Source organism: Rhodococcus sp. SMB37 (assembly GCF_004345605.1).
Lineage (GTDB): Bacteria > Actinomycetota > Actinomycetes > Mycobacteriales > Mycobacteriaceae > Rhodococcus.
In genome coordinates, this window is the sequence record NZ_SLVY01000002.1 from 192,172 (window position 1) to 210,879 (window position 18,708).

At 65.3% G+C, this 18,708-nt stretch carries 15 protein-coding genes, 1 tRNA gene and 1 other RNA gene; 6 read left to right on the forward strand and 11 right to left on the reverse strand.

All coding sequences use genetic code 11. From position 1 onward, the window contains the following. Window positions 1-25: 25 nt before the first annotated feature. From pgm to prfB, 9 genes are all read right to left on the reverse strand, one after another. A complete protein-coding gene (gene pgm / locus EV641_RS04225) occupies window positions 26-1,654 on the reverse strand; it encodes a phosphoglucomutase (alpha-D-glucose-1,6-bisphosphate-dependent) (protein ID WP_132470899.1) in 1,629 nt (542 codons plus the stop codon). A 527-nt stretch (window positions 1,655-2,181) separates the two neighbouring features. Continuing rightward, window positions 2,182-2,552: a transfer-messenger RNA gene (gene ssrA, locus EV641_RS04235) on the reverse strand. Window positions 2,553-2,675: 123 nt separating this feature from the next. Then, window positions 2,676-3,518 (reverse strand): EamA family transporter, encoded by an 843-nt coding sequence (locus EV641_RS04240; protein WP_132470901.1) that lies wholly within the window; start codon window positions 3,516-3,518, stop codon window positions 2,676-2,678. Window positions 3,519-3,526: 8 nt separating this feature from the next. Then, window positions 3,527-4,000, reverse strand: a complete 474-nt coding sequence (gene smpB, locus EV641_RS04245) for an SsrA-binding protein SmpB (protein WP_054717540.1) — start codon at window positions 3,998-4,000, stop codon at window positions 3,527-3,529. Window positions 4,001-4,068: 68 nt separating this feature from the next. Next, window positions 4,069-4,974 (reverse strand): permease-like cell division protein FtsX, encoded by a 906-nt coding sequence (gene ftsX / locus EV641_RS04250; protein WP_054717544.1) that lies wholly within the window; start codon window positions 4,972-4,974, stop codon window positions 4,069-4,071. Between the two features lie 56 nt (window positions 4,975-5,030). Next, window positions 5,031-5,720 carry a cell division ATP-binding protein FtsE gene (gene ftsE, locus EV641_RS04255; protein ID WP_054717546.1) on the reverse strand — a complete coding sequence of 230 codons (690 nt, stop codon included), beginning with the start codon at window positions 5,718-5,720 and terminating at the stop codon, window positions 5,031-5,033. Between the two features lie 31 nt (window positions 5,721-5,751). Then, entirely contained in the window at window positions 5,752-6,186 is a 435-nt protein-coding gene (locus EV641_RS04260; RefSeq protein ID WP_054717550.1) for a hypothetical protein, read from the reverse strand. Continuing rightward, on the reverse strand, window positions 6,183-7,034 hold the full coding sequence (locus tag EV641_RS04265) for a mechanosensitive ion channel family protein (RefSeq protein WP_199233135.1): 852 nt from the start codon (window positions 7,032-7,034) through the stop codon (window positions 6,183-6,185). The genes EV641_RS04260 and EV641_RS04265 overlap by 4 nt, the downstream gene beginning before the upstream one ends. Before the next feature lie 93 nt (window positions 7,035-7,127). After that, on the reverse strand, window positions 7,128-8,246 hold the full coding sequence (prfB, locus tag EV641_RS04270) for a peptide chain release factor 2 (RefSeq protein ID WP_132470903.1): 1,119 nt from the start codon (window positions 8,244-8,246) through the stop codon (window positions 7,128-7,130). Between the two features lie 39 nt (window positions 8,247-8,285). Between prfB and hisN the strand changes: the two genes are divergently transcribed. From hisN to EV641_RS04290, 4 genes are all read left to right on the forward strand, one after another. Further along, window positions 8,286-9,074 carry a histidinol-phosphatase gene (gene hisN / locus EV641_RS04275; RefSeq protein WP_132470904.1) on the forward strand — a complete coding sequence of 263 codons (789 nt, stop codon included), beginning with the start codon at window positions 8,286-8,288 and terminating at the stop codon, window positions 9,072-9,074. 147 nt (window positions 9,075-9,221) lie between these two features. Next, complete coding sequence (locus EV641_RS04280; RefSeq protein WP_132470905.1) at window positions 9,222-10,613, forward strand: acyl-CoA dehydrogenase family protein; 1,392 nt, start codon at window positions 9,222-9,224, stop codon at window positions 10,611-10,613. Between the two features lie 29 nt (window positions 10,614-10,642). Next, window positions 10,643-11,854: an acyl-CoA dehydrogenase family protein gene (locus EV641_RS04285; protein WP_132470906.1), complete on the forward strand. Its 1,212-nt coding sequence runs from the start codon at window positions 10,643-10,645 to the stop codon at window positions 11,852-11,854. 289 nt (window positions 11,855-12,143) lie between these two features. Then, window positions 12,144-13,787, forward strand: coding sequence for an acyl-CoA synthetase (locus EV641_RS04290; protein ID WP_206752018.1), 1,644 nt, complete (start codon window positions 12,144-12,146; stop codon window positions 13,785-13,787). On the opposite strand, the gene EV641_RS04295 is transcribed toward EV641_RS04290, so the two are convergent. Continuing rightward, a tRNA-Met gene (locus EV641_RS04295) sits at window positions 13,782-13,858 on the reverse strand. The genes EV641_RS04290 and EV641_RS04295 overlap by 6 nt on opposite strands. A 425-nt stretch (window positions 13,859-14,283) precedes the next feature. On the opposite strand from EV641_RS04295, the gene EV641_RS04300 reads away from it, so the two are divergent. Next, entirely contained in the window at window positions 14,284-14,808 is a 525-nt protein-coding gene (locus EV641_RS04300) for a transglycosylase family protein (RefSeq protein ID WP_054716038.1), read from the forward strand. A gap of 98 nt (window positions 14,809-14,906) precedes the next feature. On the opposite strand, the gene EV641_RS04305 is transcribed toward EV641_RS04300, so the two are convergent. Then, window positions 14,907-17,918: a UPF0182 family protein gene (locus EV641_RS04305; RefSeq protein ID WP_199233136.1), complete on the reverse strand. Its 3,012-nt coding sequence runs from the start codon at window positions 17,916-17,918 to the stop codon at window positions 14,907-14,909. A gap of 164 nt (window positions 17,919-18,082) precedes the next feature. On the opposite strand from EV641_RS04305, the gene EV641_RS04310 reads away from it, so the two are divergent. Beyond that, complete coding sequence (locus tag EV641_RS04310; protein WP_132470908.1) at window positions 18,083-18,682, forward strand: PPA1309 family protein; 600 nt, start codon at window positions 18,083-18,085, stop codon at window positions 18,680-18,682. Window positions 18,683-18,708: the final 26 nt, after the last annotated feature.

The following is an 18,708-nucleotide window of genomic DNA, read 5'->3' on the forward strand; positions in this document are numbered from 1 at the left end:
TTCGAGCCCGAGGTGCGCCTCGCGGTCAGCCCAACACCGACGACACCAGTGCGCGCGCCGCGTCCTGCACCTGCGCGAGATGCTCGGCGCCGTTGAACGATTCTGCGTAGATCTTGTACACGTCTTCGGTGCCGGACGGACGCGCCGCAAACCACGCGTTCTCGGTCGTCACCTTCAACCCACCGATCGCCGCGCCGTTGCCGGGTGCCTCGGTGAGTGTCGCGGTGATCTTCTCGCCTGCAAGTTCGGTGGCGCTCACCTGCTCGGGCGACAGCTTTGCGAGAATCGCCTTCTGTTCTCGCGTGGCCGGCGCATCGACCCGCGCATAGGCCGGATCCCCGTACCGGCCCGCGAGTTCGGCGTAACGCCGAGAGGGCGTCGCACCGGTCACCGCGGTGATCTCGGCGGCCAGCAACGCGAGCACGATGCCGTCCTTGTCGGTGGACCACACCGCCCCGTCACGACGCAGGAAGGAAGCACCCGCGCTCTCCTCCCCCCCGAATCCGAGACTGCCGTCGAGCAGGCCCGGCACGAACGACTTGAAGCCCACCGGTACTTCGAGCAGGTCACGTCCCAGTCCGGCAGCGACGCGATCGATCATCGACGAACTCACAAGTGTCTTACCGACCTTGCTCCCCTCGGACCAGCCCGGCCGGTTCCGGAAGAGATAGTCGATGGCCACCGCGAGGTAGTGGTTGGGATTGAGCAGGCCGCCGTCCGGGGTGACGATGCCGTGACGGTCCGAGTCCGCGTCGTTGCCGGTCGCAAGGTCGTACTTGTCGCGGGCGCCGATGAGCGACGCCATCGCATCGGGTGACGAGCAATCCATCCGGATCTTCCCGTCGGTGTCGAGTGTCATGAATCGCCAGGTGGCGTCGACGAGCGGGTTCACGACGGTGAGGTCGAGGCGGTGCCGGTCGGCGATCTCACCCCAGTAGTCGACGGACGCGCCGCCGAGCGGATCGGCGCCGATGCGCAGGCCCGCAGCCCGGATCACGTCGAAATCCACGATGTTCGGGAGGTCGTCGATGTAGGTGCCGAGGAAGTCGTAGCGACCGGCCGCTGCCCGCGCGTCGACCGCTGGTACGCGCTTGACGCCCGCAAGGCCCGCGGTGAGGAGTTCGTTGGCGCGGGCCGCGATGACGGAGGTGGCGTCGGTGTCGGCGGGTCCACCGTGCGGCGGATTGTATTTGAAGCCCCCGTCGCGGGGCGGGTTGTGCGACGGCGTCACGACGATGCCGTCCGCTGACGCACCGTCGCCGGCATTGTGACGCAGGATCGAATGGCTGATCGCGGGGGTCGGTGTGAACCGATCGCGCGAATCGATCACCACCGCGACGTCGTTGGCAATCAAGACCTCGAGCGCGGTCGTCCAGGCGGGCTCGGACAGCGCGTGTGTGTCGCGACCCAGGAACAGCGGTCCGGTCGTGCCCTGCGCTGCGCGGTATTCGACGATGGCCTGGGTGGTGGCGAGAATGTGCTGCTCGTTGAAGGCCGCGTCGAGACTCGACCCACGGTGCCCCGAAGTGCCGAACGCCACCTGCTGAAGCGGGTTCTCAGGATCCGGCCGAATTGTGTAGTAGGCAGTCACCAGATGCGCAAGGTCGACCAGATCCTCGGGTGCTGCCGGTTGCCCCGCTCGTTCATGCGCCATGGGTCCTCCTCGTCGAACGCGTGTGGTGACCATCTTGCCCGCGGGAGGGCGCGTACGCGCGGCCATCCTGAGTCGTTCGCGTCGGAACCCTGGGTCGGCTCGCCGTCCGGAGGCGGTGAAGGTAGTCGCACGACCCGCCGGCCGGCATCCCGACCCCTATTTCGATCCGCGTATCGAACGATACTGGGACGGGCAGCAGTGGACCGAACACACCCGTCCCATCGGAAGTTCGGTGTCGCAGCCCTGACCGGCGGAACCTCCGACGAACAGGGCCCTGTCACGGCCGCAGTGACAACGACGTCCGAATCGGCGCCCACCACGACAGCCCCTCGCACGACAGCCACCTCTCGCACCACCACGCCTGCGCCGACCACCACATCCCTCGCGCCCGACTCGACCACGACAGTTCCGGCGCTCGCACCGGCGGCACCTCGGACAACAACCACCGCGTTCCATACCCGGCGACCTCGCGAACACATGAAAATACCCCGGGTGAAAGACCTGATCTGGTCTCTCACCCGGGGTTTCGGTGGAGCTGCCGGGAATCGAACCCGGGTCCTCCGCCGCCTTGCCAAGGCTTCTCCGTGTGCAGTCCGCTATGTCTCTACTTGGATCTCCCGGTCTCGCGAACAAGCCGTGATGACGATCCCAGTCACTGTTGGGTGTCCCATCCGACTCCGTGACCGAGCCGGTAGGTAAAGCCCTCTAGCTGATGCCAGTACCCGACCCGAGGGCGAGATCGGACTGACAGACACGCTTCGCTACTTAGGCAGCGAGAGCGTAGTCGCGCTGATTGGAATCGGCGCTTAATTGGTTGCAGCGACGCTTACGGTGGTCTCTTGCCTGCACCGACACGCTTCCCTTGACTCAACGTACGTAGTCGAAACCGTTCAGCCCCGTACGCGCCTGCGACGTTCGCAGGACTACCTACATTAACGTCACGTGCACCCGATGTCATTCCCTTTTCCAGGATTGTCCGGATGACGCCGCTCACAATGCCCCGACGGCCCGGTGGGGTAGCTCAGGTCGCGACGGTGATCAACACGACCGACGCAAGCGCGAGCACCATGCCGGCGTACTGGCCGCGGCCGAGCCGCTCCCCCAGCACGACGAGCGCGAGCAGTACCGTGGCCGCGGGATAGAGAGCCCCGACGACGCTGACCAGTGAGAGCATCCCACCCTGGAATGCGAACATCATCGCGGCGTTGGACACCACGTCGAGCAACGCGACGGCCACGACATGCGGATACAGCATCCGCGGCGGACCGCAGAACTGCCGCACGGCCACGGCCGCCACCCACACGACCGCACTCGCCGACAGGCGCTGGATCACCAGTGGCCACAGACCCGTCCCCTCGGGAATCTGGTCGAGCGAGATGAACGTGAGCGCGAACGCGACACCGCCTGCAATGGTGAGCCCCGCGACACGAAGGGTGAAGGTCGGGTGGTCGTCGCCACCGACGGTCTCCCGCGACTCCCGGCTGACGAGCACGACCGCCGCGAGTGCGACGACGATTCCGGCGACCGCGAGCAGCCCCGGCCTTTCCCCCGCGCCGAGGCCCGCGAGAGCGGGGATGCCGGCCACGAGCAACGCGGTCACCGGCGACACCACCGACATCGGGCCGGATGCCAGGGCACGATAGAACCACCAGACCGCAAATCCGCCGAACAGGCCGGACGCCGCGCCCCATCCGACGGACACAGCGGTGACCTCACCACCCGCGAAGGGCGCAATCACCAGGGCGATCAGGAGTGACAGCGGATAGGACGCCACGACGAACGACAGCGCCGTGGCACGTCGCGAAGCCACACCGCCGAGAAAATCACTGACGCCGTAGCCGACTGCGGCCACGAGGGCCAGCAGTACCGCGGTCAGCGCATTCCCTTCACGCGCCTGCCGAGCTCGCGGGTCACCTCACGTTCGGCGGTGCGTCGGGCGAGATCCTGCCGCTTGTCGTAGTCCTGCTTGCCCCTGGCGAGCGCCAACTCGACCTTGACCTTGCCGTCGGAGAAGTACATCGACAACGGGACCAAGGTCTGGTTGCCCTCGCGGGTCTTGCCGACCAGCGCATCGATCTCGCGTCGGTGCAGCAGCAGCTTGCGGGTTCGACGCGGGGCATGGTTGGTCCAGGTGCCGTGCCCGTACTCCGGGATGTGCAACCCGCGCAGCCAGACCTCTCCGTCGTCGACCGTCGCGAACGCGTCGACGAGTGACGCCTTACCTTCCCGTAGGGCCTTCACCTCGGTACCGACAAGGGCGATACCCGCCTCGTAGGTGTCGAGGATGGCGTAATTGTGCCGCGCCTTACGGTTCGTGGCGATGACCTTCCGGCCCTTTTCCTTCACGTGCAGGCCTTTCAGGTTCAGATCGGTCGAAGAACAACACAGTCCAGCATAGGAACCCGCACAAATCGTTATTCACGCACGTACAGGCGAAGTGTCGCGTACGCAGTGATTGCCGCCATGCCTACGCCGACGAGCACCAGGAACGGCGCGACCAGCAGGATGTCGCTGTCGGTGATTCTCGCGACGATGTTCGCGCCGTAGACCTCGGCGAGCATGTCGTCGACGAACAGGGACTTGGCAGCGAACAACCCACCGATGGCGAGGGCTGCACCGACGATCGCGGCAACGACGGCTTCGAGAAGGAACGGGAGCTGGGTGTACCAGCGGGTGGCGCCCACGAGCCGCATGATACCGACCTCGGTGCGGCGAGTGAACGCAGCGATCTGCACGGTGTTGGCGATGAGCAGAATCGCCGCGACGGCCTGGATGGTCGCGATCGCGAACGCCGCGTTGCGGATGCCGCCGAGCACACCGAACAGGCGCTCGACCAGATCCTGCTGGTTGAGGATGCTGTCCACACCGGGCCGCTCGGCGAAATCGGTCTGGATGATCGCGAAGCTCGACGGATCCGACATCTTCACCTTGAACGATGCCGGGAAGCTCTCAGGGCTGACCAGTTCGGCCAACTCGGGCTGGTCCGCGAAGACACGCTCGGTCGCGTCTGCCACGGCGTCGTCGCGGCTGAGGTACTGCACGGACACCACGTCCTCGGTGTTCTCGAGGTCGGTGCGCAGGGTGCTGCAGAGCTCCTGCTCACACTCCGGGTCGAGCGACGAGATGTCCTCGGTGAGGAACACCTGGATCTCCACACGATCGAGGAAGATCTTCTGCGTCTTGTCTGCCATCTGGACGACAAGCAGACCCGCGCCGAACAGAGCAAGCGAGATCGCGGTGGTGAGGATCATCGCAACGGTCATGGTGAGGTTTCGGCGCAGGCCGGTGGTGACCTCGCTGAACAGGAAGCTGGCGCGCATGGGGAGTCAAGGTCCTTCGGTTGCCGGATGGACTGGTCTCGGAACGGGCGACCGGGTCAGCGACCCACGCCGTACACACCACGGGCTTCGTCGCGGATCACCCGGCCCAGGTCGAGTTCGACCACGCGGCGCCGCATTGCGTCCACGATGTGGTGATCGTGCGTGGCCATGAGCACCGTGGTGCCCGTGCGGTTGATCCGTTCGAGAAGCAGCATGATGTCCTGGCTGGTCTCGGGGTCGAGATTGCCGGTGGGCTCGTCCGCCAGCAGCACCAACGGACGGTTCACGAACGCCCGCGCGATCGCGACACGCTGCTGCTCGCCACCCGACAGTTCGGTGGGCAGGCGCCCCGCCTTGCCCGACAATCCGACGAGTTCGAGGACCTCGGGCACGGTCCGTTCGATCACGGAACGGGGCTTACCGATCACCTCGAGCGCGAAGGAGATGTTCTCCGCCACGGTCTTGCGCTGCAACAGACGGAAATCCTGGAACACGCAGCCGAGATTCTGGCGCAGTTTCGGTACCCGTCGCGCCGAAAGCTTGTTGACGTGAAAATCCGCGACGTGGATCTCACCGCTGGTGGGCGTGTCCTCGCGCAACAGGAGCCGCATGAACGTCGACTTGCCGGAACCGGACGGTCCGATGAGGAAGACGAACTCGCCTTTGCCCACCTCGACGGACACACCGTCCAGCGCAGGCCGGGTCGACGTCTTGTAGGACTTGGACACATTTTCCAGGCGGATCACGACGCCATGCTAGCCGTTACCCGAAAGTGATCTACTGTCCCGGTTCGCCGGTCTGCTCCGTGCCCGATTCCCCATCGAATCCCGGGAGTCCCGGGATCTGCGGCAATCGGAAAGGATTCGAGTCGGTCGTGGTGACGGTGGGTTGCTCGGTATCGGTCGTCGGAGCGGGCGTGTCGCGCGGTGTCGTCGTGACGGACGGCGTTTCGGTCGGCGTGATCTCGGTCGTGGTGGTCGGATACGACTGCTCGGTGGTCTGCGCGGGCGGCACATACGGCACGTAGGGCGTCTCGGAGATCATGACGGCACCCGCGGGCGAGCCCGCGGTCGAGTCGTCCTGACTGAGGGTGAGGTACGCCCCCCACAAAGCGAGCCAGAGAGTGCACAGCGCAAGGGTGCTGGTGCGTACGCGTCCATGGAGCAGGTGACTCGGGATCCGAACCCTGCGACGGTGCTGCTCATCGGTCATGGCTCCTCCGACCGTTCGACCACGCTCGCGGTGTCGAGCTGCGGGCTCACCGTGATCCCCTTGGCACGCAGGGCGCCCGCGATACGGGCACGAAGCAAGCGGCCGACCTGGAACTGCTTCCCCGGCAGGGTTCGCGCCACGATGCGCATGCTGACCTGGTCGACCTCGAGGCTCTCGACACCCATGACGGTCGGCTCATCGAGCAGCAGTTCACGCACACGCGGCTCGTTGTAAGCGGCGACGCCGACATCTCGGAGAATCTCGTTGACCGCGGTGATGTCGGCTGTGACCGGAATCGGCACGTCGATCACGGCACGGGCCCAGTCCTTCGACAGGTTGATGGCCTTGTTGATCTGGCCGTTCGGCACCGTGATCACTTCACCTGCCGCGCTGCGTACCTGCGTCACACGGAGCGTGACGTCTTCGACTGTCCCCACAGCGTCCTCCGACGACCCCGTCACCGAGATCTGCACCGTGTCGCCGAAGCCGTACTGGCGTTCGGTGATGATGAAGAAGCCGGCGAGGATGTCCTGGACCACGCGCTGTGCGCCGAAGCCGAGCGCAGCACCCAGGACGGTTGCCGGTGCCACGAGAGAGCCGATCGGCAAGCTGAGATAGTCGAAGATCTTGAGCGTCGCGATGATGTAGACGAAGGCGATCCCGATCCATGTGACAACCTGCGCCACCGAATGCCGATGCTTGGTCGCCTCCGAGCGCACCAGGTCGTCGGACTGCTGGTAGCGGTTGTCGATACGCCGGGTGACCCGACCGCCCACCCAGGTCACGAACCGCGCGATGATCACGGCCCCCAGCACTGTCAGGGTGATCAGCAGCCCACTGGAGGACAACCAGTCGAGCAGAACATCGGTGGGAAACAGGGCTCCTCCTCTCCCGCAGGTGGAACCGTGCCGGGAACCTATATGCGTGCAGGGTCTACCAGATCACGCCTTCTGCTCTTCGCCCATCCGCCACCGGATGCCGGCTTCCAGGAATCCGTCGATGTCGCCGTCGAGCACGGTGGACGGATTGTTGACCTCGAACTCGGTACGCAGGTCTTTGACCATCTGGTAGGGGTGCAGCACGTAGGAGCGCATCTGGTTGCCCCAGGAGCTGCCGCCGTCGCCCTTGAGCGCATCCATCTCGGCGCGCTCTTCCTGGCGCTTGCGCTCGAGGAGTTTCGCCTGGAGGACACGCATGGCCGAAACCTTGTTCTGCAGCTGCGACTTCTCGTTCTGACAGGTGACGACGATGCCGGTGGGAACGTGCGTCAGGCGTACCGCGGAATCGGTGGTGTTGACCGACTGACCGCCCGGGCCGGACGACCGGTAGACGTCGACGCGGACGTCGTTCTCGTCGATATCGATGTGGTCGGTGGTCTCGACCACCGGCAACACCTCGACCTCGGCGAACGAGGTCTGGCGTCGGCCCTGGTTGTCGAACGGGCTGATCCGGACGAGTCGATGCGTGCCCATCTCGACCGAGAGGGTTCCGTAGGTGTAGGGCGCCTTGATCGCGAAGGTCGCCGACTTGATGCCGGCTTCTTCGGCGTAAGAGGTGTCGTAGACCTCGACGCCGTAGCCGTGCTTGTCGGCCCAGCGGATGTACATGCGCATGAGCATCTCTGCCCAGTCCGCGGCGTCGATGCCCCCGGCACCGGCACGGATGTTGACGAGGGCGTCACGCTGGTCGTACTCACCCGACAACAGCGTCCGCACTTCCATCGCCTCGATATCGGTGCGCAGGGTCTCGCGCTCGGAGTCGGCGTCGGCCAGCGCGGAGGTCCTGGCGTCGCCCTCCTCACCCTCGGCGAGCTCGTACAGCACGGGCAGGTCCTCGAGACGCTGCCGCAACTCTTCGACACGGCGCAGTTCGCTCTGCGCGTGGGATAGCTGACTGGTGACCTGCTGGGCATGCTCCTGGTCGTTCCACAGGTCGGGGTCGGCCGCCTGATGTTCGAGCTCGTCGATACGGCGACGCAGCTCTTCCACATCGAGAACCGACTCCACCGTCCGGAGGGTCGTTGCGAGCTCGGCCAGGTCTGCGGAAACATCGGGATGCACGATTCTCTAGGCTACCGGCTAGGCGCTAGCGTCTGACGCATGGCCACCGACTACACCGCCGATCTCGACCTCGCTCTGCGTCTCGCCGACGCCGCCGACGCGCTCACCCGCGATCGTTTCGGCGCGCTGGACCTGAGAGTCGATGACAAACCCGACCTGACACCGGTGTCCGACGCCGATCTCGCGGTGGAACGTTTGATCCGGAGCACATTCGCCTCCGAACGACCCGGCGACGCGATCCTGGGTGAGGAATTCGGTGGCGATCCGGTGTTCGAAGGACGCCAGTGGGTGGTCGATCCGATCGACGGCACCAAGAATTTCGTGCGGGGTGTGCCCGTGTGGGCGAGCCTCATCTCACTTCTCGTCGACGGAGTACCGGTCGTGGGCGTGGTCAGCGCCCCTGCACTGAACCGCCGGTGGTGGGCCTGTGCGGGCTTCGGCGCGTGGACGTCGCACGACGGCAGCGAGCCGCGCCTGATCAGGGTGTCCGACGTGCGTTCGCTGGGGTCGGCGTCGCTGAGTTTTTCGAGTCTGTCGGGCTGGAACGACCGCAACATCCGCAACCGGTTCGTCGACCTGACGGACGAAGTGTGGCGCGTGCGCGCGTACGGCGACTTCTTCTCCTACTGCCTCCTGGCGGAGGGCGCGCTCGAGATCGCGCTCGAACCCGAGGTGTCGCTGTGGGATCTGGCAGCGCTCGACGTGCTCGTCCGCGAAGCGGGCGGTGTGTTCACGAATCTCGACGGCACGGCAGGACCGCATGGCGGAAGTGCTGTCGCGACGAACGGCGCGTTCCACGACGAGGTCCTCACCCGACTGAACTCCTGACGCTCACCCGACAGTGCCCGCGCCGCGGTTCACCTGCGGCGCGGGCACTGTTGTCACACCCGTTCGCCTGGAACTTACTTGGAAGTAGACACTGACCTTACTCCGGAGTAAGGTAGATCTGGTCCGCTCCGATACAAGAAACTTCTGGTGATCATGAGCAAGCAAGACAGTGTGGCCCGGAACACCCCCCGCGACACGTCCGCCGTCGGCCTCAACCCGATCAAGCGGGACGCGATGGGAGCAGCGATGCGCGTGCTCACGCGGATCACCGGCTCCGAACTCGCCGACCGCTACAACTTCCGCCAGGCGATCGACCGAGTGACGTACGAGTCCACCAAGACCGGCTTCAAGACCCTCGGCGCCGCGACTCGCACTTTCAAGAAGGTCTCCGGCGGCAATGGGCCCGAGCGTCTCGCCACCGCGAAGAACGCCGACTACTTCGACCTCACTCCCACCGACGACCAGCAGATGATCACGGAGACGGTGCGCGACTTCGCCGCCGAGATCCTGCGTCCGGCCGCGCACGACGCCGACGAGGCTGCATCGGCCCCCGCCGACCTGCTCGCACGCGCCGCAGAACTCGGCATCACCCTCGTCAACGTGCCCGAAGCATTCGACGGTGCAGCCACCGAGCGCGGAGTCGTCACCAACAGTCTCGTCGCCGAGGCCCTCGCGCACGGCGACATGGGTCTGGCGTTGCCGATCCTCGCGCCGAGCGGCGTCGCCGTGGCCCTGACCGAGTGGGGTACCGACGAGCAACAGAAGACCTATCTGCCCGCGTTCGCCGGCGAAGATGTTCCGCAGGCATCCGTCGTCATCGCCGAGCCCCGCGCACTGTTCGATCCGTTCGCGCTCCACACGAAGGCCGTACGATCCCCGAGCGGATATCGACTCAACGGAGTCAAGGCCCTTGTCCCTGCTGCCGGTAGCGCCGAACTGTTCATCGTGGCAGCGGAACTCGACGGCAAGCCGTCCTTCTTCATCGTCGAAGCGAAGAGCAAGGGCGTCGTCATCGAAGCCGATCCCAGCATGGGTCTGCGAGCCGCCGGCCTCGGCCGCCTCCTGCTCGACGACGTGGCAGTGCCGCAGTCGGCGCTGCTCGGCGACGACAACCCGGACGTCCGCACAGCGCAGTACGCCGACGCGGTGCGGTTGTCACGCCTCGGCTGGGCGTCGCTCGCCGTCGGAACCGGCCAGGCCGTGCTCGACTACGTCGTGCCGTACGTGAACGAGCGCGAGGCATTCGGTGAGCCGATCAGCCATCGTCAAGCGGTTGCGTTCATGGTCGCGAACATCAAGATCGAGCTCGACGGCCTCCGCCTCGTCACCCTCCGCGGTGCTGCGCGCGCCGAGCAGGGTCTTTCGTTCGCCCGCGAAGCCGCGCTCGCCCGCAAGCTCGCGACGGACAAGGGAATGCAGATCGGTCTCGACGGCGTCCAGCTGCTCGGTGGCCACGGCTTCACCAAGGAACACCCCGTCGAGCGTTGGTACCGCGACCTGCGCGCCATCGGCGTGGCCGAGGGCGTCGTCCTCGTCTGAGCGGCCCGGACACACACAAGGAACCTGTGATGATCAATCTCGAACTTCCCAAGAAGCTCAAGGCTTCCGCGAACCAGGCCCACCAGGTCGCCGCCCAGATCTTCCGACCAGTCTCCCGCAAGTACGATCTCGCGGAACATGAGTACCCCGTCGAGCTCGACACGATGGCGGCCATGGTCGAAGCGCTCAACGATTCCGGCCAGGGCGCGGCAGGCGCGACGCTCGGCCGCGAAGGCAAGACCAAGGACTCCGACGGCAGCAACGCCAACGGCGGCAACATGGCCGGCCTCCTCAACGTCATCGAAACCTGCTGGGGCGACGTCGGATTGACTCTGTCTATCCCGTACCAGGGACTCGGCAACTCGGCCATCGCCGCGGTCGCGACCGACGAGCAGCTAGAACGGTTCGGCAAGGTGTGGGCCTCGATGGCGATCACCGAACCCAGCTTCGGTTCCGATTCGGCCGCCGTCACCACCACCGCCGTTCTCGACGGCGACGAGTGGGTCCTCAACGGCGAGAAGATCTTCGTCACCTCCGGCGAGCGTTCGTCGCACGTCGTCGTGTGGGCATCGGTGGACAAGTCGAAGGGCCGCGCTGCGATCAAGTCGTTCGTCGTCCCGCGCGACGCCCCCGGACTGAGCGTCGCCCGGCTCGAGCACAAGCTCGGCATCAAGGCATCCGACACCGCGGTGCTGCTGCTGCAGGACTGCCGCATCCCCAAGGACAACATCCTCGGCTCGCCCGAGGTCAACGTCGAGCAGGGGTTCGCGGGGGTCATGCAGACCTTCGACAACACCCGCCCGATCGTCGCCGGCATGGCGATCGGCCTCGGTCGCGCCGTGCTCGAAGAACTGCGCGGCATCCTGTCCGAGGCAGGCGTCGAGGTCAGCTACGACGTTCCGGCCAACAACCAGCATGCGGCCGCCGCCGAATTCCTTGCACTCGAGGCAGATTGGGAATCCGCCTACCTGCTCGCGCTGCGAGCGACGTGGATGGCCGACAACAAGAAGCCCAATTCGCTCGAAGCGTCGATCTCCAAGGCAAAGGCCGGTCGCACCGGTACCGCAGTGTCACTCAAGGCCGTCGAGCTCGCGGGCACCTACGGTTACTCGGAGCGTCCGCTGCTCGAGAAGTGGGCTCGTGATTCGAAGATTCTCGACATCTTCGAGGGCACACAGCAGATCCAGCAGCTGATCGTGGCCCGCCGCGTGCTCGGCAAATCGTCCTCCGAACTGAAGTAACCGTACCGAAGTACGGTTCGGAGGCCCATCGGGGAGGAACGAAGCCCCCGCCACACCCAAGTGCGGCGGGGGCTTCGCCGAATCCGGCCGGGCTTCACCGAATTGGATCCGAACCGGCAAGGACCCACTTCGGGCAAACACCCCTCCGGACACCACCTCGCCGCTACTGTGTGGTCGAGTGCACAGCAACGGAGGGGGCCCATTGCTCGACCTGGACATCCTGGAACGGATCACCGGCGGGCGAGCGAGCACGCGGCAGATCACCGACACACTCGGTGCAGTGGCGGTCATGCTGCGCTCCGGCCTGCTGCACTTCCCACGCGTCGATCGGAGCCTGGCGACCTTGGCCGCCACCCGCAAGTACGGACCGTTCGCCGGCGCGGTCCATGCCCACGCTGTCCGCGGTCTCGATGCTGTGGCCATCTCCGACGAACGCGGCGACGTGACCTACGCCGAACTCGACGCATCGTCGAACGCGCTCGTACGAGCATGGAGTGCTGCCGGGGTCACTGCCGAATCCGTTGTGGGCGTGATGGCGCGCAACCACCGAGGCCTCGTGCTGACAATGCTGGCCGCCGCGAAACTGGGATCCCGTCTGGTCCTGATGAACACCGGGTTCGCGTCGCGACAGCTCGTCGATGTGGCCACCCGCGAAAACATCTCGACCTTGGTCTTCGATTCGGAATTCGCGGACGTCACCGCGACACTCCGTGGGAATGTCCGCAGATACCTGTCGTGGCAGGACGATCCGGCTCTCGCCGTACCGACACTCGACACGGTAGTCGCAGGACTCGATCGATCCGCAGTCCCCGCACCGGAGAACTTCGGCGGCTTCGTCCTACTCACGAGTGGCACGACCGGCACGCCCAAAGGCGCCCCACGGGGCCGGACCTCGCCCTTCGCGTCGGCGCAGTTCCTCGATCGCGTGCCCTTGCGCGAGGGCCAGACGATGGTGATGGCGGCCCCGGCGTTCCACGGAACCGGGGTCTCGCAGTTGGCACTCGCTCTCGCACTCGGGCAGACCGTAGTGATGGTGCGCCGATTCTCCCCCATCGATGCTCTGCGTGCGATCGAGGATCACCGTGCGAACGTCCTGGTGGTAGTGCCCACGATGCTTCAACGGATCCTCGAGCTCGGCGCGGCGACGATCGCCCAGTTCGACACGTCGAGTCTGAAGATCATCTTCTCGGCCGGCTCGGCGCTGTCCCCCGACGTCTGCCGTCGCACCCAGGAATCGTTCGGCCCTGTCCTCCACAACCTGTACGGCTCCACCGAATGCGCGGTGGCGACCGTCGCAACGCCCGAGGACATCCAGCGCGCGGCCGGCACCGCGGGTCGGGCACCGGTGACCTGCCACGTCGAACTGTTCGACGACGACGACCGGCGGATCACCGCACCGGGCGAGGTCGGCAGGATCTTCGTCAAGAGCGGGCTGAGTTTCGCCGGCTATACCGACGGTCACGACAAAGAACGTATCGGCGGGCTTCTGTCGACCGGTGACGTCGGGCACTGGGACGAGCAGGGCTATCTGTTCGTCGACGGCCGCGACGACGACATGATCATCTCCGGCGGCGAGAACGTGTATCCACTGGAGGTCGAGAATCTCCTCGCCGAGCGAGACGATGTATTCGACGTTGCGGTAGTCGGTATCCCGGATCCCGCTTTCGGTCATAGGCTGCGGGCGTTCGTGGTGTCGGCTCCAGGCACCACCTCCACTCCCGGCGAGATCAAGGCGTTCGTCAAGTCCAACCTCGCCCGCTACAAAGTTCCGCGCGAGGTGGTGTTCCTCGAGGAACTTCCCCGCAACGCGACCGGCAAGCTGCTCCGGCGTGTGCTCGAGGAGCTGGACCCGGTCTCGCCCCCGACGAGGATTAGAACAACGAAAAGCGAAGGCCGGTCTTCTCATTCGGAAGACCGGCCTTCGCATTGGTAGCGGGGACAGGATTTGAACCTGCGACCTCTGGGTTATGAGCCCAGCGAGCTACCGAGCTGCTCCACCCCGCGTTGCAAGAACAAAGTTACACGAACGGGGAAACGAAAAGCAAATCGTCTGGGCTGCCGCTGTTTTGAGGCAGCATCCGGTGACCTGGGACACTTTTCGGTCATGATCCCCGACACATAACGAATGAATAACAAGTTTGTGACGAGGAGGCGATTCCTGCAGGTGACCTGCGGAAACCCATTTCGGAATCTCACATTCTGGGCATTGGTAGTTGAACTTTGCAGAATGACGCCTACCCCACTCTCCTTGTACGGTCGGTCCCGGTTCGAATTCACCGGACCACCACCGGACCGCCGCCGCCGAGTCTGCCCCGCGGAATCCGGTGCCTACGAAGACCTTCGGAGGGGCAGAGGCACGCACTGCCCATCCCGACACCACATGTCGTCGATGGACCGTCGTTGCTGCGAGCGCGAGAGGACCACCCAGCATGACCACACCGTTCACCAAGCACGCCCTCCGTACCGTCGTCGTGACCGGCGCACTCGTCGCCGTCCCGCTCGGCCTCGCCGCCGGCACCGCCTCCGCTGCTTCCCACAACTGGGACGGTGTCGCACAGTGCGAAAGCGGCGGCAACTGGGGAATCAACACCGGCAACGGCTACTACGGCGGCCTGCAGTTCTCCCAGAGCACCTGGGAAGCCAACGGCGGCTCCGGCAGCCCCGCCAACGCATCGAAGGAAGAGCAGATCCGGGTCGCAGAGAACACGCTGCAGACCCAGGGTCCCGGCGCGTGGCCCGTGTGCGGCCAGTACCTGACCACCGAGTCCGCACCGGCAGAAGCCGCCCCGGCACCGGAGGCACCCGCCGTTCCGGTCGTCCCCGATGCTCCGATCGTGGAGGTTCCGGCCCTTCCCGCCGAAGCCCGGCAGGTCTTCGACGCCGCATCCGACCTCGCAGCTCAACACGGTTTCGATGCACAGTTCTCGCAGCTCGTCAGTGTCGCCGGACTCTGATCCTGCTCCGAGAGATGACGAGGCCCCGCCCCCGATCGGGGGCGGGGCCTCGTCATCTCGTCATGTGGCGCTGTGCCACCGTCTGTCACAGCAGATGATCAGCCACCACTCGACTGGTAACTCTCGACCGCGCGCTGCACCCGCGCGAGTGCATTGCCGTACGCATCGAAGTCACCACTGCGCTGCGCGTTGGCAAGCTCGTCGAGTGCCGAGTCGAGCTCGGTCACCGCGGACTCACGGCTGGCGGGTGGAACCGCCACCGGAGGTGTTCCGGGCTCCGGTTGCTGACCATCGTCAGGCACCGCACCTTCGACCGTCTCGCTGCGGGTATCGTCCTCGATCTCCGCACTCGACACCGCCGAACCGCCCGGTGCCGTCGCGGCATCGCCGACACCCTGCCCGAACACCTGGTCCAAGGCTGCAGCCAGGGTCGGTGCGTAACCGATCCGCACACCACCTCCCGAGCCCGGCTCACGGTAGCTGACCAACACACGCGAGAGCTGCGGGAACGTCGATGTACTGCCCGCCGTCGGATTTCGCTCTGTGTACATCGGCTGGACATACAGGATGCCACCCTCGGCGATCGGCAACGTGAGCAGGTTGCCGTACTGGATCCGGTTGGATCTCTCGAGCAGAGTCCGCTCGGATGCGACACGGGTGTCGGAGATCATCGCGTTCTGTGTCTGCTCCGGACCGAAGGTCTGAGTGTCGGTCGGCAATTGCAGGATCGTGAATTGTCCGTAGTTCTCCGGGTCTGCCTCCACCGAGATGTACGCGGACAGGAACTGGCGGTTGTAGCCCACCATCGCGGACGTCAGCCGGAATCTGGCGTCGGCGGTCTCCTCGTCGCCCATCAACAGGTAGTACGGCGGCTGATTGGCGGTGGTGTCCACCGTCGGGTCCGCCGGAACCGACCAGAACGCGTTGTTGGTGAAGAACTCCAGCGGCTCGTCGACGTGGTACTTCGCGAGCATCTCCCGTTGAACCTTGAACAGATCCTCGGGGTAGCGGAAATGCGAGCGAAGTTCGTCGGAGATCTGATCCTCTGCCGTCACGGCGTCCGGGAAGACCCCCATCCACGCGTTGAGGACGGGATCCTGCTCGTCGACCTGGTAGAGCGTGACAGTGCCGTCGTACGCGTCGACGGTCGCCTTCACCGAGTTACGGATGTACGAGACCTCCTTGCGAGGCAGCAGACGTCCGGTGGTCTGGTCGATGCTGTCCTCGAGGAGACCCTCGAGCGAGCTGCGCTGGGCGTACGGGTAGTTGTCGAGCGTGGTGTACGCGTCGACGATCCACACGATGCGGCCGTCGACCGCTGCCGGGTAGGCATCACCGTCGGCAGTGAGCCACGGTGCAACCTTGGTCACGCGGTCGCGCGGGTCTCGGTTGTACAGGATCTTCGAGTCGCTACCGATCGCACTGGAGAACAGAATGTTGCGCTCGGCGTATGTCGCGGCGAACGCGAAGCGGTTGATCCAGTTGCCGATATCGACGCCACCCGCACCTGTATAGGTGTAGGTCTCGGTGTCGGTGTCGTACTCACGGGGTGCTGTGCCCTCCCTGCCACCGACGATCGCGTAATCGGGATCGGCCTCGGCGATCACTTCACCGAAGTAGATGCGCGGCTGCTCGACGGGGATGACCTGGTTACCGGCCGCCTGCGACGCGAGGTCGCTGATCATGTAGACCGGGTACCCGCTGTTGCTGTTCGCGGCTTCTTCCGCGGAGGTACTCGCGGCGGCATTCACCCGGTTCGCGGGAGCCGCGACGAGACCGTTGCCGTGGGTGTACACCGTGTGGCGGTTGATCCAGTCGGTCTGGTTGCCGGTCAGGCTCGTGGGTGACAATTCACGAGCGGCGACGATGTAGTCCTCCACACGGCCGTCGACCTCGTAGCGGTCGATGTCCAGCGATTCGGGATAGCCGTAGAAGTTCTTGAGCTGAGTCTGCTGCGTGAAGGTACGCGGCAGCACGTTCGGATCGAGGAGACGGGTGTTCGCGATCGTCGTGATGTCTGCCGGAACATCCTCGGGAGAGACGGTGCCGACCCCGGGATAGTCCTCGTACGTGACCTTGTCGTCGGTGATTCCATATGCCTCACGCGTGGCCTCGATGTTCCGTTCGATGTACTCGCGTTCCTTTTCGGCGGCGTTAGGCCGGACCGAGAACTGCTCGACCATGAGCGGGTAGATCGCACCGACGAGAATCGACGAGAGGACCAGCAACGCTGTCGCGAGGGCAGGTATCCGCAGATCGCGGAACACGATCGCCGCGAAGAACGCAATCGCACAGATGATGGCGATCGCCATCAGGATCAGCTTGCCGGGCAGAACCGCATTGATATCGGTGAAGCCCGCGCCGCTGAACGTGGGTTCCTTCCGGCCGCTCCACAACAGTTCGTACCGGTCGAGCCAGTAGGCCACCGCCTTGAACGCGACGAACAGGCCTGCAAGGACGGCCAGCTGGATACGCGCCGCGTTGGAGATGTGGCCACCGCTTCCACCCCGGCCTGCGAGGCGGATTCCGCCGAAGATGTAGTGCGTGACCAGGCTCGCGAAGAAGGCCAGGATGATCGCGACGAACAGCCAGTTGAGGACGAAACGGAAGAACGGCAGGTCGAACGCGTAGAACCCGACGTCCAACCCGAACTGTGGGTCGGTGGTTCCGAACGATCCCCCGTTGAAGAACATCTGGACCGTCACCCAGCTCGACTGGGCGATGAGCCCGGACAATACGCCGATACCGATCGGGATTCCGAATCCGAAGGCCCGCATCCGCGTCATGACCGTAGTGCGATACCGCGCGATCGGGTCGCCGGGCCCGGCTGTGGGCACGAACACCGGGCGGGACCTGTAGGCGAGGAACAGCGCAAGCCACAGCACCGCCGCCACCAGGATGCCGACGACGAGGAACAACGCCAATCGTGTCAAGAGAACTGTGACGTATACGCCACGGAAATCGACTGACCCGAACCACAGCCAGTTCGTATAGGTATCCAGGATTCTCGGGCCGAGTAGCAGCAACACGGCCACCACCAAGGCGAGAATCAGCAGAGCCTTGCTCCGCTTCGTCAGACTCGGTACTCCGGTCGGGGGCCTCATGCCCACGTGCCACGCTCCCAATTCGTACGGCGACGCGGGGATCCGCGCCGTCTCCACCTCGTGTCACAACCCGGTGACCGTTTCGCCCTACTCTACGGAAACCGCGTGTCGTGGGTGCACCCCCCGCTCCGGTGGACACATCCCGGTCGTTCGAATGTCAGGATAGGCATGTGAACGATCACCTTCCTGTTCCTTCTCCCGATGCACTCTCGCATGCCGTCCACGAGATCATCGATTTCGTCGATGCGGAGGGCTGGGACCGACCTCCGGTGATGTTCGCCCTGGTCCCCACCGCGCTGCTCGCAGCCGCGGAACCGAACCTCAGCGACCAACTCGACGACGGCCACGACTACACGCCGATCGTCCAGGATCTACTGCCCGACGACATCGAGGGGGGAAGTCCAGCGCTGGACGAGTTCCTCGCGACCACCAGCTGGCCGGCCTCGGTGTCCGGTTGTGCGCTCGTGCAGGAGATCGTCGTGCTTCCTCCGAGCGCGGAAACCGACCTGGACGAAGCACTCGTCCCCCGGCTCGCCGACAGGCATGCAGCCGACGATGCGGCACTCGGCGCCGCGCGCACGCACCCCGACCGCCGCGAGGCGCGCCTGATCACCGCGGTGCTGCGCGACGGCCCGGCCATGAGCCTGCTCGAGCTTCGCCCCACCGACGACGATCCGTTCGCGGGCGCCGAACTGCGCACGGCCGACGATCTCGCTCCGAATGTCATCGAAGCGCTCTATGCGACGCTCGAGGCCGCGGAAGACGACTGAGCGGAGCTCCACCCAGGCCGTCCCTG

Coding starts and splice junctions, on each gene's coding strand:
- pgm (WP_132470899.1), bottom strand. CDS start 1,654: ATGGCGCATGAACGAGCGGGGCAACCGGCAGCACCCGAGGATCTGGTC.
- ftsX (WP_054717544.1), bottom strand. CDS start 4,974: ATGCGCGCCAGCTTCCTGTTCAGCGAGGTCACCACCGGCCTGCGCCGA.
- EV641_RS04260 (WP_054717550.1), bottom strand. CDS start 6,186: ATGACCGATGAGCAGCACCGTCGCAGGGTTCGGATCCCGAGTCACCTG.
- hisN (WP_132470904.1), top strand. CDS start 8,286: ATGGCCACCGACTACACCGCCGATCTCGACCTCGCTCTGCGTCTCGCC.
- EV641_RS04285 (WP_132470906.1), top strand. CDS start 10,643: ATGATCAATCTCGAACTTCCCAAGAAGCTCAAGGCTTCCGCGAACCAG.
- EV641_RS04290 (WP_206752018.1), top strand. CDS start 12,144: ATGCTGCGCTCCGGCCTGCTGCACTTCCCACGCGTCGATCGGAGCCTG.
- EV641_RS04300 (WP_054716038.1), top strand. CDS start 14,284: ATGACCACACCGTTCACCAAGCACGCCCTCCGTACCGTCGTCGTGACC.